The organism is Streptomyces sp. NBC_01320 (assembly GCF_035974375.1).
In the GTDB taxonomy this organism is placed as follows: Bacteria; Actinomycetota; Actinomycetes; order Streptomycetales; family Streptomycetaceae; genus Streptomyces; species Streptomyces yanii.
Window position 1 is genome coordinate 2,080,370 of sequence record NZ_CP108390.1, and the last position, 13,513, is coordinate 2,093,882.

12 protein-coding genes and 1 pseudogene are annotated in these 13,513 nt (G+C 70.2%); 1 reads left to right on the forward strand and 12 read right to left on the reverse strand.

What is annotated here, in order from left to right:
- Positions 1–8: 8 nt before the first annotated feature.
- Genes OG395_RS09950 through OG395_RS09960 form a run of 3 tightly spaced genes read right to left on the reverse strand, consistent with a single transcriptional unit; the run spans position 9 to position 4,505 of the window.
- Positions 9–1,958 carry an ABC transporter permease/substrate-binding protein gene (locus tag OG395_RS09950; RefSeq protein WP_327242554.1) on the reverse strand — a complete coding sequence of 650 codons (1,950 nt, stop codon included), beginning with the start codon at positions 1,956–1,958 and terminating at the stop codon, positions 9–11.
- Positions 1,948–3,492, reverse strand: a complete 1,545-nt coding sequence (locus tag OG395_RS09955) for a sugar ABC transporter ATP-binding protein (RefSeq protein WP_327242555.1) — start codon at positions 3,490–3,492, stop codon at positions 1,948–1,950. Before OG395_RS09955 ends, OG395_RS09950 begins: the two co-directional genes overlap by 11 nt.
- Positions 3,489–4,505 carry a LacI family DNA-binding transcriptional regulator gene (locus OG395_RS09960; protein ID WP_327242556.1) on the reverse strand — a complete coding sequence of 339 codons (1,017 nt, stop codon included), beginning with the start codon at positions 4,503–4,505 and terminating at the stop codon, positions 3,489–3,491. Before OG395_RS09960 ends, OG395_RS09955 begins: the two co-directional genes overlap by 4 nt.
- Before the next feature lie 863 nt (positions 4,506–5,368).
- Between OG395_RS09960 and OG395_RS09965 the strand changes: the two genes are divergently transcribed.
- The gene (locus OG395_RS09965) at positions 5,369–5,707 is read left to right on the forward strand and encodes a DUF779 domain-containing protein (RefSeq protein ID WP_327242557.1); all 339 of its coding nucleotides are present in this window, start codon (positions 5,369–5,371) and stop codon (positions 5,705–5,707) included.
- A 266-nt stretch (positions 5,708–5,973) separates the two neighbouring features.
- Here OG395_RS09965 and OG395_RS09970 read toward each other — a convergent pair whose 3' ends face one another.
- The 9 genes and pseudogenes from OG395_RS09970 to OG395_RS10010 form a co-directional block, all read right to left on the reverse strand.
- Positions 5,974–6,168, reverse strand: a complete 195-nt coding sequence (locus OG395_RS09970; RefSeq protein ID WP_266978044.1) for a hypothetical protein — start codon at positions 6,166–6,168, stop codon at positions 5,974–5,976.
- 134 nt (positions 6,169–6,302) lie between these two features.
- Positions 6,303–6,857: pseudogene (locus OG395_RS09975) on the reverse strand (hypothetical protein); the annotation flags it as partial.
- 300 nt (positions 6,858–7,157) lie between these two features.
- The gene (locus OG395_RS09980) at positions 7,158–8,273 is read right to left on the reverse strand and encodes an acyl-CoA dehydrogenase family protein (RefSeq protein WP_327242558.1); all 1,116 of its coding nucleotides are present in this window, start codon (positions 8,271–8,273) and stop codon (positions 7,158–7,160) included.
- Positions 8,270–9,457 carry an acyl-CoA dehydrogenase family protein gene (locus tag OG395_RS09985; protein WP_327242559.1) on the reverse strand — a complete coding sequence of 396 codons (1,188 nt, stop codon included), beginning with the start codon at positions 9,455–9,457 and terminating at the stop codon, positions 8,270–8,272. The genes OG395_RS09980 and OG395_RS09985 overlap by 4 nt, the downstream gene beginning before the upstream one ends.
- Positions 9,454–10,419, reverse strand: coding sequence for an NADPH:quinone oxidoreductase family protein (locus OG395_RS09990; RefSeq protein ID WP_327242560.1), 966 nt, complete (start codon positions 10,417–10,419; stop codon positions 9,454–9,456). The genes OG395_RS09985 and OG395_RS09990 overlap by 4 nt, the downstream gene beginning before the upstream one ends.
- Positions 10,420–10,731: 312 nt before the next feature.
- Positions 10,732–11,586 carry a discoidin domain-containing protein gene (locus OG395_RS09995; protein ID WP_327242561.1) on the reverse strand — a complete coding sequence of 285 codons (855 nt, stop codon included), beginning with the start codon at positions 11,584–11,586 and terminating at the stop codon, positions 10,732–10,734.
- Complete coding sequence (locus OG395_RS10000) at positions 11,480–12,001, reverse strand: beta-N-acetylglucosaminidase domain-containing protein (RefSeq protein ID WP_327242562.1); 522 nt, start codon at positions 11,999–12,001, stop codon at positions 11,480–11,482. Before OG395_RS10000 ends, OG395_RS09995 begins: the two co-directional genes overlap by 107 nt.
- 61 nt (positions 12,002–12,062) lie before the next feature.
- A complete protein-coding gene (locus OG395_RS10005) occupies positions 12,063–12,491 on the reverse strand; it encodes a TIGR03668 family PPOX class F420-dependent oxidoreductase (protein WP_327242563.1) in 429 nt (142 codons plus the stop codon).
- Between the two features lie 87 nt (positions 12,492–12,578).
- The gene (locus OG395_RS10010; protein ID WP_327242564.1) at positions 12,579–13,403 is read right to left on the reverse strand and encodes an LLM class F420-dependent oxidoreductase; all 825 of its coding nucleotides are present in this window, start codon (positions 13,401–13,403) and stop codon (positions 12,579–12,581) included.
- Positions 13,404–13,513 lie beyond the last annotated feature (110 nt).

Consider the following 13,513-nt stretch of genomic DNA (forward strand, 5'->3'; position numbering starts at 1 on the left):
GTGGGTGGTCAGGAGAAGTCGGCGACGTTCTTCTGCGTCACGACCTTCACGGGCACCTTGACCATGCTGTCGACCTTCTTGCCGCGCGCGGCCTCGACCGCGTTCTGCACGGCGATCTTCCCGAGCTCCTTCGGCTGCTGGGCCACCGAGGCGTACAGCGTGCCCGTCCCGACCGCCTTCAGTCCGTCGGGGGTGCCGTCGAATCCGACGACGTCGACGGACGTGCCCGCCTTGCTGCCGAGCGCCTTGACCGCGCCGAGCGCCATCTCGTCGTTCTCGGCGAAGACGCCGGTGACTTCCGGGTGGGACTGCAGCAGGTTGGTCATGACGTCCAGGCCCTTTGTGCGGTCGAAGTCCGCGGGCTGGGAGGCGACGACCTTGATCCCCGGGTACGCCTTGATTCCCTCGGCGAAGCCCTGACCGCGCTCGCGGCTGGCGGAGGTGCCCGCGGTGCCCTGCAGGACGACGATGTCGCCCTTGCCGCCGAGCTTCTCGGCCAGCGCCTTCGCGGCGAGCCTGCCGCCCGCGACGTTGTCGGAGGCGACGAGCGTCGCGGTGTCCGCCTTGTTGACGCCGCGGTCGGCGGCGATCACCGGGATGTCGGCCTTGTTGGCTGCCCGCACCGCGGGTCCCACCGCATCCGAGTCCACCGGATTGACAATGATCGACTTCACGCCCTCACCGGTGAAGTTCTGGAGCTGGTTGGCCTGCTGCGACGCGTCGTTCTGCGCGTCCGTCACCGTGAGGTCGATGCCCGCGTGCTTGGCCTCCGCCTGCGCGCCCGCCTTCATCTGCACGAAGAAGGGGTTGTTGAGCGTGGAGAGCGACATGCCGACCTTGGTCGTCGTACCGGAGGAGCCGGGGTTGAAGAAGGACACGGCCGCGACCACGGCTGCCACGCACACCGCGGCGATCACGAGTTTCGCCGCTCCCTTGCCGCCCGAACCTGATGCACCGGAGGCTGCCGGCGTCGGGGACCCTCCGCCGGCACGCCGACGTACCGTGTCCAGCAGCACGGCGAGCGCGATGACCACACCGATGACGACTTGCTGCCAGAAGGCCGAGACGGACAGCAGGTTGAGCCCGTTGCGGAGCACGGCGAGTATCAGCGCGCCGATCAGCGTTCCGGACGCCTTGCCGACGCCACCCGCGAGGCTGGCGCCGCCGATGACGACCGCGGCGATCGCGTCCAGCTCGTACCCCTGCGCGGCCTGCGGCTGCGCGGAGACCAGGCGGGAGGCGAGGACGATGCCCGCGACGGCGGCGAAAAGACCCGACAGGGCGTAGATGACGAGCTTCTGCCGCTTGACGCGAAGCCCCGACAGCCTGGCCGCTTCCTCGTTGCCGCCGATCGCGTACATCGAGCGGCCGATGTATGTGCGCCCGAGGACGAGTGCCGTGACCAGTCCCATCGCGACCATCACGAGGACCGGAACGGGCAGCCACCCGCCGAGCGTGTCGCCGAGCACCGAGACGGAGTCGGGGAAGGCGATCGGGCTGCCCTGAGAGATGACGAGGGACAGGCCACGGCCGATCGAGAGCATCGCCAGCGTGGCGATGAACGGCGGCAGTTTCCCGTACGAGACGAGGGCGCCGTTGACGAGGCCGCAGGCTATGCCGGTGGCCACGGCGAGGATCACCGCGATCCACACGGGGACGCCCTCGGACGTCGCCATCCAGGCGAGTACGGTCGCCGAGAGCGCGGCCACCGAGCCGACGGACAGGTCGATGCCCGCCGAGACGATGACGAAGGTGACACCGAACGCGAGGATTGCCGTCACGGAGGCCTGCACACCCACGTTGAGCAGGTTCTGAGTGGTCAGGAAGTCGCCGGAGAGCAGCGACATCGCCACCACCAGGACCACCAGGGCGCTCAGTGCGCCATTGTCGAGCAGGATGCGGCGGAGCGCCGAGGCGCCACGCGCGCCCGTGTTGCTCTTGAGCGTGTCAGTGGCCACGGGAGCCCTCCACTTCATCGTTCACATCTGGGGTGGTTGTCACGGACGGGGCGCTGACGGCGAGCGCCATCACCGCGTCCTGGGTCGCTTCGTGCGCGGGCAGCTCGCCGGCGATCCGGCCCTGCGCCATGACGAGCACCCGGTCGCTCATGCCGAGGACCTCGGGCAGGTCGCTGGAGATCATGAGGACCGCGTGGCCGGAGGCCGTCAGTTCGTTGATGAGCTGGTAGATCTCGACCTTCGCGCCGACATCGATGCCGCGGGTCGGCTCGTCGAGGATCAGCACCCTGGTGTCGGCGAGCAGCCACTTCCCGATGACGACCTTCTGCTGGTTGCCGCCGGAGAGAGTGCGGACATGCTGACCGAGGCCCGCCATCCGTACGCCCAGCTGCTCGGCGATCCGGGCGGCTGCCGTGCGCTGCCCCTTGAGGTCCACGAGACCGCCGCGGCTGGCCGAACGCAGCGTGACCAGGCCGAGGTTCTCCTGCACCGAGGCGTCGAGCACCAGTCCCTGACCCTTGCGGTCCTCGGGTACGAGTCCGATCCCGGCGCCCATGGCGGCGTTCACGTCGCCCCTGCCCAGGCGCTTGCCCCGCACCTCGACGCTCCCGGCGTCGTAGGGGTCCGCGCCGAAGACCGCGCGGACGACTTCGGTGCGGCCGGCGCCGACGAGTCCGGCGAGTCCGACGACCTCTCCGGCATGGACGTCGAAGCTGACGTCGTGGAAGACGCCGCCGCGGGTCAGCCCCCGCACGGAGAGCAGCACATCGCCGGTCTCCGGGCGTTCACGCGGGTACTGCTGATCGATGCTGCGCCCGACCATGAGTCGTACGAGCTCGTCCTCGGGTGTCGAGGCGGGCACCTGGTCGATGCTGCGGCCGTCGCGCAGAACGGTGACCCGGTCGCCGAGCGCCGCGATCTCCTCCAGGTGGTGGGTGATGAAGACGATCCCCACGCCGTCCTCGCGCAACTGCCGGACGATGCGGAAGAGCTTGTCGACCTCCTCGCTGGTCAGTACGGCGGTCGGCTCGTCCATGATCAGGACGCGGGCGTCCAGGCTGAGTGCCTTGGCGATCTCCACCATCTGCAACCGGGCGATGCCGAGTTCGCGCACCTTGGCCTTCGGTGAGACGCGTACGCCGACCCGGCGCAGGAGTTCCTCGGCGTCCGCCTCCATCTTCTTGCGGTCGATCATCCCGAAGCGCCGCGGCTGGCGGCCGAGGAAGATGTTCTCGGCCACGGTCAGCTCGGGCACCAGGTTGAACTCCTGGTAGATGGTGGCGATCCCGAGCCGCTCGGCGTCCTGGGCGCCGTGGACACGTACCTCGTGACCGTCGAACAGGATCCGTCCGCTGTCCGGGCGGTAGGCACCCGAGAGCATCTTGATCAGCGTGCTCTTGCCTGCGCCGTTCTCGCCGAGCAGGACATGCACCTCACCACGGCGCAGGTCGAAGTCGACGGAGTCGAGCGCGACCACGCCGGGGAAGGTCTTGCGTATTCCCTCGATGCGCAGCAACTCGTCCTGGCTGCTCACAGGTTGCTCCTCTGGTACGAAGCGGGCTCGCCGCAGGACCTGCGTGCGACGAGACGTGCGGGAAGGGTGACGGACTGCGGGGGCCGGCCCTCTATGACGTCGACCAGCGCCCGTACGGCGGCTCGGCCGAGGTCTCCGGTCGGCTGGGCGATCGCCGTGATCGGCGGATCGGTGTGGACGAACCACGGGATGTCGTCGAACGCGGCGAGCGCGATGTCCTGCGGAACCCGCAGACCGCGTGCGCGGATCGCGTCCAGTGCGCCGAGCGCCATCAGGTTGTCGGCGGCGAAGACCACGTCGGGCCGCTCGGGCAGGGCGAGGAACCGCTCGGTGGCACGTCGTCCGCTGTCCGCCTGGAAGTCGCCCTGCCCGATGTAGGCGTCGGGCAGCGTAAGGCCGTGCTCGCCCAGGGCGTCCCGGAAGGCCTCGACTCGCTCACTGCCGGTCGTGGTGGCGGCCGGGCCCGCGATGATGGCGAGCCTGCGGTGGCCGAGGCGGTAGAGATGGGCGACGAGGTCTCGGACGGCGGGACAGCCGTCGGCCCGTACGACGGGCACGTCCACACCGGGAATCCAGCGGTCCACGAAGACCATCGGGGTGCCACCGCGCGCGGCGTCCAGTATCTCCGGGGAGCCGCCGTCGGTGGGAGAGACGAGGAGTCCGTCGATCCGGCGGTCGAGGAGCGTGCGGATGTGGTGGTCCTGCAGCTTGGGCCGCTCGTCGGCGTTTCCGATGATGACGCTGTACCCGAGCGCGCGAGCCGCCTCCTCGACGGAGCGGGCCAGCGCGGTGAAGTACGGGTTGAGCACGTCGCTGATGATCAGGCCGAGCGTGCGTGTCTGGTCGGTGCGCAGCGACCGGGCGACGGCGTTGGGCCGGTAGCCGAGCGCGTCGACAGCGGCGAGGACGCGGGCCCGCGCATCGGGGCTGACGGACGGATGACTGTTGAGGACACGCGAGACCGTGGCAACGGACACGCCCGCCTCGGCTGCGACATCTTTGATGCTCGCCACTGCCGGACCACCTCCTTGTGGTTTCCGTGGGCCTCGAATCCAGGGACATCGCGGTGGATGCCGAAATCATGGAAACGATTACACGAACGATTGGAAACGATTACATGCCTCAAGAGCAACCCCCTACCCCCGCAGCGAGACCCAACCGTAACGAAAAGTGCTCATATGGGCGTGGCGCGGGCGGCGCCCCGGCGTGGTGGCGCGGTCGCACCCTGGAGCTGCACGGCTACACCACGTACGGGGGCGCGGCGCTCTTCGCCACCGAGCTGCGGGGCGGTTGCGCAACATCGGGCACGCGGACTCCCCTGTGGTCGCCCCACAGGCGTGGATGTCCGCGCCGTTCGACTGCGGCGCCCCGATCGGCCGCGACCCGGAACAGGCCCGCGCCGTCCGCATGCGGGCCACCGCGCGACTCGCAGGTGTTCCTCATCCACTGCGCAGGGCCGGCAGCCGGATGACTGCCGTGGACGGTCCGGGCACCCCACGCAGCTTTGCCCCGTCGCGGCACTCGTCAAGCGTCACAACGCCGGGCGCATTGCCGGCCGTGGTCGCCGGAAGCCTCGGTGGCGCCTCCTCCGACGCCCAAGTCAGCAATTTCCGGCGCCAGGTGAACCGCCGATGCGTTGCGGATCCGCACCAGGGCCGGTCTGCTCGCGTCCCTCACCTGGACCACCGCCATGCGCGTCGCCCTCTCCCCGCCTCCCCCCCCTGAGGCACCGTCATACACACGCTACTGGACCCAGCGGCCGCCCCAGGAGGAGGCTGTGCAACCTTGCCGCAACGTTGCGGGGAGTTGGCTGAGTTCACCTCACCGGCGCCGGACAGCGAAAGGCCGACACGTGACCCCTTCGGACGCACCTCTCGTGGAGCTCACGCCCGCAGCCGCCGATCTGGTGCGACAGCTGCGGGAGGCCCATGGACCACTGATGTTCCATCAGTCCGGCGGTTGCTGTGACGGCAGTGCGCCCATGTGCTATCAGGACGGCGAATTCCGTACCGGAGACTCGGATGTGCTGCTGGCCTCGCTCGCCGTCGAAGGAGTCGCGGAGCGTGTTCCCTTCTGGATGTCGAGGAGTCAGTTCGAGGTATGGGCGCACACCCGGCTGATCGTCGATGTGGTGGCGGGGCGGGGCAGCGGGTTCTCGCTGGAGGCTCCGGAGGGGGTGCGGTTCCTGATCCGTTCGCGGCTCGTCGGTGGCTGATCCGCGTGGGCCGGTCGCGGTCCCCGGGCCGTGGACACGACAGGATCTGGACGCCCCTGTCCCGGGGACGGCGCCGGGAGCCGTCGGTCCCACATCGCCTCGGATCGTTTCGCACCCGGGCGGCTGTCGTCCCGGTTGATCGGATCGTGCGCCTCACCGTCCCTGATGATCTCCTGCCTGTCGGTACGGGCCTGGATCCGACGTGCTCCGGCTCCCTCTGTGCTCATCCGTGGAATCGGAACGTGCCCCAGGCAGGCGGGAGCGCGTCAGGGCTGGAGGCTGCTGACAACATTCGCCGTGGCCGTCAGCCCCTCCTGGATCGTCGGCCCCATGCTCGTACCCGCAAGGAAGAATCCGAGCATCGCGCAGACGATCGCATGCGAGGGTTTCAGTCCGCCGTTGCGGAGAAATAGGACCGCAAGCATCAGCAGAAGCAGCACCAGTGAGATCGAAATGGCCATGGCCAACCTCCTCCGCCGCGCCGGAATGCGGCATTCGGCCGCCAGTGTGGCGCAGCGGAGGGGCCATCCGGCGGACTGGCGTGTCCGCCATCCGGGTGTTGACTGACTGTCACCTGCTCCGGCCGTACGGCCCGTCAGATGCCATCCCGGGCAACACTGTCCTTCGCGCGGAGGAAGAGTTCCAGCCCCGCCAGATCGTCGGTGTTGAGGTGGTCGACCCCGGCGGCCAGCAACTCGGTCCAGACGGCGTCCCGTTCGGAGCCCGCCACGTCGGGCGTGGCCCAGAAGCGCACACGTCGGCCCTCGCGATGGGCGGTGGTGACGAGGGCGCGGAGCCTGTCCCGTTCGGCGAGGGGGAAGGGGCCCGCGCCCAGCCAGCTGAAGCTCTGGGTCCAGTTGCTGCTGATGAGCGGGATGAACGAGGCGGTTGCCGCAGTGCCGAGGTCGTCGAGCCGGCCGTCGTAGAAGGCGAGGCGGGTGCGCTGCGCCTCCATGGGGACGCGGGCGGCCCGGTCGCCCGATATGACAGGGGTGACCGCGCCTGCGCGGACCCGGCCGTCGTGGTACGAGGTCAGCATCCGGCGGTAGCGCTGAAGCTGCCGGTCGAGTTCGAGGTAGGCGGCGGCACCGTCCGTCTTGATGTCGATGAGCAGCTGTACGGGGTCCCGGTGGCCCGGGTACACGGCGCCGACGGGCGGACCCGACCGAGTATGGGTCCGGGGCACCTCCGTCGGGCAGATACCTGCCAAGAGTTGATCCGGGCGTCGTCCGCCCGTCGACCGGTGTTCCCCGGCCGGGCCGGGGTCGTCCAACGCGGGGTGGCGCCACCGCGGTTCTGGTCGCCTCCGCCGTTGCAGCTCCACAGGTTCAGCTGCCCCTCGGCGCTGCCACCGGGAATGGACGACCAGGAACCGCCCGCCGGGAACGACGAAGGGGCGGGGCTGCCACGCATCCCCGCCCCACGTCCCTTTGTTCGCAAGGCCGTTGCTCTACGGTGCGGGCAGCTCCATCAGCTCGGCGATGGCATCCCGGTGGCGCCCCGCCGTACCGTACGCGATCGAGTCGGCCTTGGCCCGCTTCAGATACAGATGCGCGGGGTGCTCCCACGTCATGCCGATGCCTCCGTGCAACTGGATGCACTCCTCCGCCGCGCGGACCGCGACCCCGGAGCAGTACGCCTGTGCCACGGCCACCGCGAGCGGTGTGTCGGGGCTGCCGGACGCCAGGGCGTCCGCGGCGTTGCGCGCGGCGGCGCGGGCCGAGACGACCTGGAGCCAGAGCTGCGCCATCCGGTGCTTGAGCGCCTGGAACGAGCCGACGGGCCGGTTGAACTGGTGCCGGTCGCGGGTGTACCGGACCGTCTCGGTCAGGCACCATTCGGCAAGACCGAGCTGCTCGGAGGCGAGCAGTCCGGCACCGGCGAGCAGCCCGCGGCGTACAGCGGGGCGCGCGGCCTCCGCATCCGCGAGGCGGGTGCCGGTGGCCGCGGTGAGGGTGACGGTGGCCAGCGGGCGGGTCAGATCCAGCGCGACGAGCGGCTCGACGGTGACGCCCGTGGCAGCGGCCTCGACCGCGTACAGGCCGTCGCTGGTCGGCACGAGCAGCAGATCGGCGGCGGCCGCGTCGGCGACCGCGGTGACGATCCCGTCCAGGGTGCCGGTCACCGTCACGGTCCCGACCGCTGCGGAGAACGGTACGGCGAGGACCGCAACCGTGCGGCCCGCCGCCAGCTCGCCGAGGAGTTCGCCGACCGGTCCGTCCTCCGTCCCCAGTGCGAGGAGCGTCTCGGTGGCGACGACCGCGCTGGTCAGATAGGGGGCGGGGGCGACGCTGCGACCCAGCTCCTCCAGGACCACCGCAGCCTCGCGATGGCTTGCACCCTGACCGCCCAACTTCTCCGGCACGAGCAGCCCCGCGGCGCCGATGTCCGCGCCGAGGGCTTTCCAGAGCTGCGGGTCGTACGGCGTGTCGGACTCGATTCGGGCGATCACCGTCGGCGCGTCGGCCCGGTCGGCGAGCAACGACCGTACGGCGGCCCGCAGATCGTCCTCGGCCTCCGAGTACAGCAGATCGGGCGCCACGGTCTCTTCGGTCTGTGCTGTCATCGGGACAGGTCCTTCCAGGCGACGTCCTTGTCGTTGCGTGGCTCGGCGGGCAGTCCGAGGACGCGTTCGGCGACGATGTTCAGCAGTACCTCGCTCGTACCGCCCTCGATCGAGTTGCCCTTGGACCGCAGATAGCGGTAGCCCGCATCGCGTCCGGTGAAGTCGACCAGCTCGGGGCGGCGCATGGTCCAGTCGTCGTACAACAGCCCTTCCTCACCGCGGAGTTCGACCTCCAGGCCGCTGATCTCCTGGTTGAGACGGGCAAAGGCGAGCTTCATGCCGGAGCCCTCGGGGCCCGGCTGTCCGGCGACGAGTTGCTGGCGCAGCCGCTCACCGGCGAGCCGGGCGACCTCGGCCTCGACCCAGAGGGTGAGCAGACGCTGGTGGAGATCGTGGGTGCGCAGTCCGGGATGTTCGCGCCAGGTCCTGGCGACGGGGCCGATCATGCCACCCTCGCGCGGGATGCGGGATCCACCGATCGAGACACGCTCGTTCATCAGGGTGGTCTGGGCGACCTTCCAGCCGTCGCCGACCGGTCCGAGCCGCCTGCTGTCGGGGATGCGTACGCCGGTGAGGAACACCTCGTTGAACTCGGCCTCGCCGGTGATCTGGCGCAGCGGCCGCACCTCGACGCCCGGGTCGGTCATGTCGCAGATGAAGTAGCTGATACCACGGTGCTTGGGCAGGTCCGGGTCCGTGCGGGCGATGAGGATCGCCCAGCGGGCCACATGGGCGCTGGACGTCCAGACCTTCTGCCCGTCGACCACCCAGTCCTCGCCGTCCCGGACCGCGCGGGTGCCGAGCGCGGCCAGGTCGGATCCGGCGCCCGGCTCACTGAAGAGCTGGCACCACACCTCCTCGCCGACCCACAGGGGTCGCAGGAAGCGCTGCTTCTGCTCGTCGGTGCCGAAACCCAGGATGGTGGGGGCCGCCATGCCCAGGCCGATGCCGATGCGGCGCGGGTCGTTGTCGGGGGCGCCCGCGGCAGCGAGTTCAGCGTCGACGACGGGCTGCAGCGAGCGCGGCGCGTCGAGTCCGCCGAGCCCGGCCGGGTAGTGGACCCAGGCGAGTCCGGCGTCGAAGCGGGCCTTCAGGAAGTCGGTCCGGTCGGTGGCGGCCGGGGGGTGGGCGGCGAGCAGTTCGCGGGTGAGGCGGCGCAGTTCGGCCGCGTCGACGGTCGTCATCGGGCACCCCCCGCAAGGACGACGATCCGGCCGGTGCTCGTGCCGTCGGCGACACGCTGAACGGCGGCCGCCGCCCCGTCGAGTGCGACACGCTCGCTGATCAGTGGCTTGATGACGCCCTGCGCCGCGAGCGCGGTGAGCTCCTCGTGGCAGGCCCGCACCGCGGCCGGGTCCTTGGCGTTGTACAGACTCCAGTGGAGTCCGACGATCGAGTAGTTCTTGACGAGGGCGTGGTTGAGCGCGGGGGTGGGAATGACGCCGCTCGCAAATCCGACGACGACCACCCGGCCCTCGAAGGCGATGCACTTGACGGACTTGACGTACGCGTCGCCGCCGACCGGGTCGTAGACGACATCCGCCCCGCGTCCGCCGGTGAACTCCTTGACCGCCGCGACAATGTCCTCGCTGCGCCGGTCGATGACCAGGTCGCAGCCGAGCTCATGGGCGGTCTTGGCCTTCTCGGGGCCGCCGACGACACCGATGACCTTGGCCCCGGCAGCCTTGCCGAGCTGGACGGCCGCGCTGCCGACCCCGCCCGCCGCGGCGTGCACGAGAAGAGTCTCGCCCGCCTGGAGGTGCGCCCTGCGGTGCAGCCCGAACCAGCCGGTCTGATAGCCGATGTGCAGGGCGGCCGCCTCGGCGTCGTCCAGGGCGTCCGGGGCCGACAGGAGCGCCGCCTCGTCGGCGACGACGTACTCGGCGAATCCGCCGTTCGGCAGGGCGGGAGTGGCGAGCACCCGGCGCCCGTCCGGCGTCTCACCGCAGATCTCCACGCCCGGGGTGAACGGCAGCGGCGGCCGTACCTGGTACTGGCCGCGGCAGAGCAGCGCGTCGGGGAAATTGATGTTCGCCGCAAGCACCTTGAGGAGCACCTGCCCGTCGCCTGGCGTGGGCCGGTCCGTCTCTTCGAGCCGCATCACCTCGCTCGGCTCGCCGTTCCGGTGCACTCGCCATGCCTGCATGAGGGGCCTCCACAACACTGTCGGCGTTTCCACTGCTCCGGAGCATACTAAGCGGTCGCTTGCCTCTCTGGGAACAACCTGTCCCGGACCGTTTCGACCGGACCGGGACAGGACTGCGCGCCTGGCATGCCCCGGAAGGTACGGGGATGCCGGGCGCGCGGTGGGCCGGAGCAGGGCCGGCCGGGGTCATGGGCCTACGAGACGGTCCCTCGTGGTTACCGGTTCAGCCGACCACCAGCTCGGCGATCTGGAGTGCGGCGGACCCGGCGCGCCAGGCGAGACGTACCGCATCGGCCGTCCGGCCGGTCGCATTCACCCGGTGTAGGGGCCGTCGAGCGCACCGACGGTCCTCCAGATCCCGTCGGTGCCCCGGAGCTGGATGTCGGCGAGGGCGTCCGACCCGGCCGGCTGCAGGACGGTGACGGACCCGACGGAGCGCGCGGAGCCGAGCCCCAGCTCCAGCGCCTCACCGGCCTCGGGCGCGCGCGCCGCCCGGTAGACGATGCCGAGGTCGCCGTCGGCCGCCGAACGCAGGGCGGATCCGGCGACGGCGGGCGGTCCGCCGGCCACTGCACCGCCCTCCGTCTCGATGGCGAACTTGCGTACGACGAGCCAGTTCGTCTGGCCCGCGGTTGCCCGCGCCCGCACATAGCGGGCCTTCGTCCCGGCGGGGACGGTCGCGGTGACGTCCGGCTTTCCGGAGAAGGCGGTGAGCTGCTGCCAGGTCTGCCCGTCGCCGGAGTACTCCAGCACCCCATCGTGGAGGTAGTCGCCGGTGCTTCCCGGCTTGGCCATGGCCAGGGTGATACCGCCGATCTCCCTTACGCGGCCCAGGTCGACGGTGACCTGATCGCCGGCGGCGGGCGCACCGTCGCTCCAGAAGTACCTCGAGTCGTCGCCGTCGAGCATCCGGGCAACGGTGTTGGTCTGGCACGTACCGAGGCTGGTCGATGCCGTGGGCCTGCCGCTCACACCGATGATCCGGTCGTGCTCGGCGGTGGCCTTGTCGATGAATCCGTCCAGCACCCCGTTGCCGACGATGACCGGCACCTTGCGGCCGTCAAGTCCCGTGTAGGTGAAGGACTTCGCTTCGGCCACCAGCGCGGGCAGCTGCTGGCGGAGCTCCCACGCCTGCCCGCCCTTTCCGGCGCGGGCCGCCTCGACCATGCGCAGTGCCGTCCGGGTGGCGGTCGCCCAGGACTCGGTGGCGTCCAGCCAGGGGCCCGAGTCGTCGATGAAGCCGCGGTCCGGGAGGCTGCTGCGCAGGCGGGCCCGGCGCGTTGCCCAGGTCGCGGAGCACGGAGGTGAGCCGGTCCGCGTCGCCGGACTGCCAGTAGCGGGCGAACTCGCCCGCCAGGTCGGGTGCCTCCTGCTTGTTCAGGACCGAGCTGTAGTTGATGTCGGCGAAGGCCCGCAGCGCCTTCTCGGTGCGGGCGTCGCCGCCCGCGTACTCCTTGAGCCCCCGCAGCCACGAGCCACGCTCGTCGTAGGCGGCGTCGTTCCAGGAGTAGTCCGCGACCGTGTAGAGCGAGGGCTTGGAGGCGTACGGCTGGATCACCGGGTTGGCGGTGATCCCGGCCAACTCGCCCGGCAGCTTTCCGGCGACGTCGGCCGAGAACCGCCCGGTCGTACGGCCGCGTGGCTCAGGATGCGCGCCAGCCGCTCCAACGCAGCACCGAGACTTCGACCATCGGTCCGTCGGGAGGGTGGTCGGCGTACTGCCGGTATTTCGCCGTGAGCAGGCCGACCCGGAGGGCAGCCTCGGGGAAGCGGTCCGGTGGGGGGAGCACGCGGGCCTCACCGTCGGCCCGCACCCACCACAGTCGTTCCCAGTCCTCCTCGTAGTGGTCGGTGAGCAGACAGACCGACGGGTTGGCTGCAATGTTGGCCAGGCGTTTCAGCCGCATCGTCCGTTTCGGTTTGTGGTCCACGGCCAGCATCACCGTGTCGCCGTCCAGGGCGAACACCACCGGCACCAGGTGCGGGCGGCTGTCGGTGCCGGTCGTCGCGAGGTGGGCGATGCGCGCCGCAGCAAACCGCTCACGTGCCTCAGCGCTCGTCAGAGTGGGCATCGCACTCCTTACGTCAGTCACGGACGTTCCGGTGGTCGCAGTTCTCCGGATCGGTCCCCATACCGAGGCGCAGTGGTTTCCGGCGTCTCAGCGGTACCGGGCAGCCACTTCGGCCAGCCGGTCGAGGTACTCCAGCGTCTCCCGTTCGGGCATCGTCGGCACGTAGAACAGCAGCCGTTCGACGCCCAGACGGGCGTAGCCCTCGATCTGCTCGGGCTCGTCGGGAGCCGCGTACACCGTCACCGGCACGTCTCGTTCGGCACGTGCGTGCAGCCGCTCGATCTGTGGACCGAGCTCCTGCGGCGACACGCTGTTGGCCAGCCACGCGTCCCCGAGTTGCGCCACGCGCGGGAACGCGCCCTCGCCGCCGCCGACGTAGATCGGCGGATGGGGCCGCTGCACGGGTTTGGGCCACGCGAAGACCGGATCGAAGTTCACGAACTCGCCGTGGAACTCGGCCTTCTCCGCGGTCCACAGCTCTCGCATGGCGCGCAGCCGCTCGTCGGTCAGCCGACCACGGGTCGAAGGGTCCGTGCCGTGGTTCCTCATCTCCTCACGGTTCCAGCCGACACCGATACCGAAGATCACCCGGCCACCGGAAACCAGATCGAGCGAAGCGACTTCCTTCGCGGTGATGATCGGGTCTCGCTGCGGAATCAGCGCGATGCCGGTGCCCAGCAGCAGCCGCTCGGTCACCACTCCGATCGCGGTCAGGGCCACGAAGGGGTCAAGGGTGCGGTAGTAGATCTCCGGCAGCTCACCACCGCCCGGGTAGGGCGTCTGGCGGTCGGCCGGGATATGGGAGTGCTCGGCGATGAACAACGAGTCGAAAGCACGTTCCTCGAGGGCGGTTCCGAGCGAGGTCGGGCTGATCCCCTGGTCGGTGATGAAGGTTGAGACTCCGAATTTCACGGCGGCTCCGTCGAGGCTTGAGTACGGGAAGGAACGGGTGGCACAGATCTGTTGACTACCCGCCCCGGGCGATCCCGCTCCCATGACCACCCGGGAGAACCATCGCGGAG

Bases quoted from the DNA above. Each gene is read 5' to 3' on its own strand.
- OG395_RS09970 (WP_266978044.1), bottom strand. From the start codon at position 6,168: ATGGCCATTTCGATCTCACTGGTGCTGCTTCTGCTGATGCTTGCGGTC.
- OG395_RS10005 (WP_327242563.1), bottom strand. From the start codon at position 12,491: ATGCCCACTCTGACGAGCGCTGAGGCACGTGAGCGGTTTGCTGCGGCG.
- OG395_RS09995 (WP_327242561.1), bottom strand. From the start codon at position 11,586: ATGGTCGAGGCGGCCCGCGCCGGAAAGGGCGGGCAGGCGTGGGAGCTC.
- OG395_RS09980 (WP_327242558.1), bottom strand. From the start codon at position 8,273: ATGACAGCACAGACCGAAGAGACCGTGGCGCCCGATCTGCTGTACTCG.
- OG395_RS09990 (WP_327242560.1), bottom strand. From the start codon at position 10,419: ATGCAGGCATGGCGAGTGCACCGGAACGGCGAGCCGAGCGAGGTGATG.
- OG395_RS09985 (WP_327242559.1), bottom strand. From the start codon at position 9,457: ATGACGACCGTCGACGCGGCCGAACTGCGCCGCCTCACCCGCGAACTG.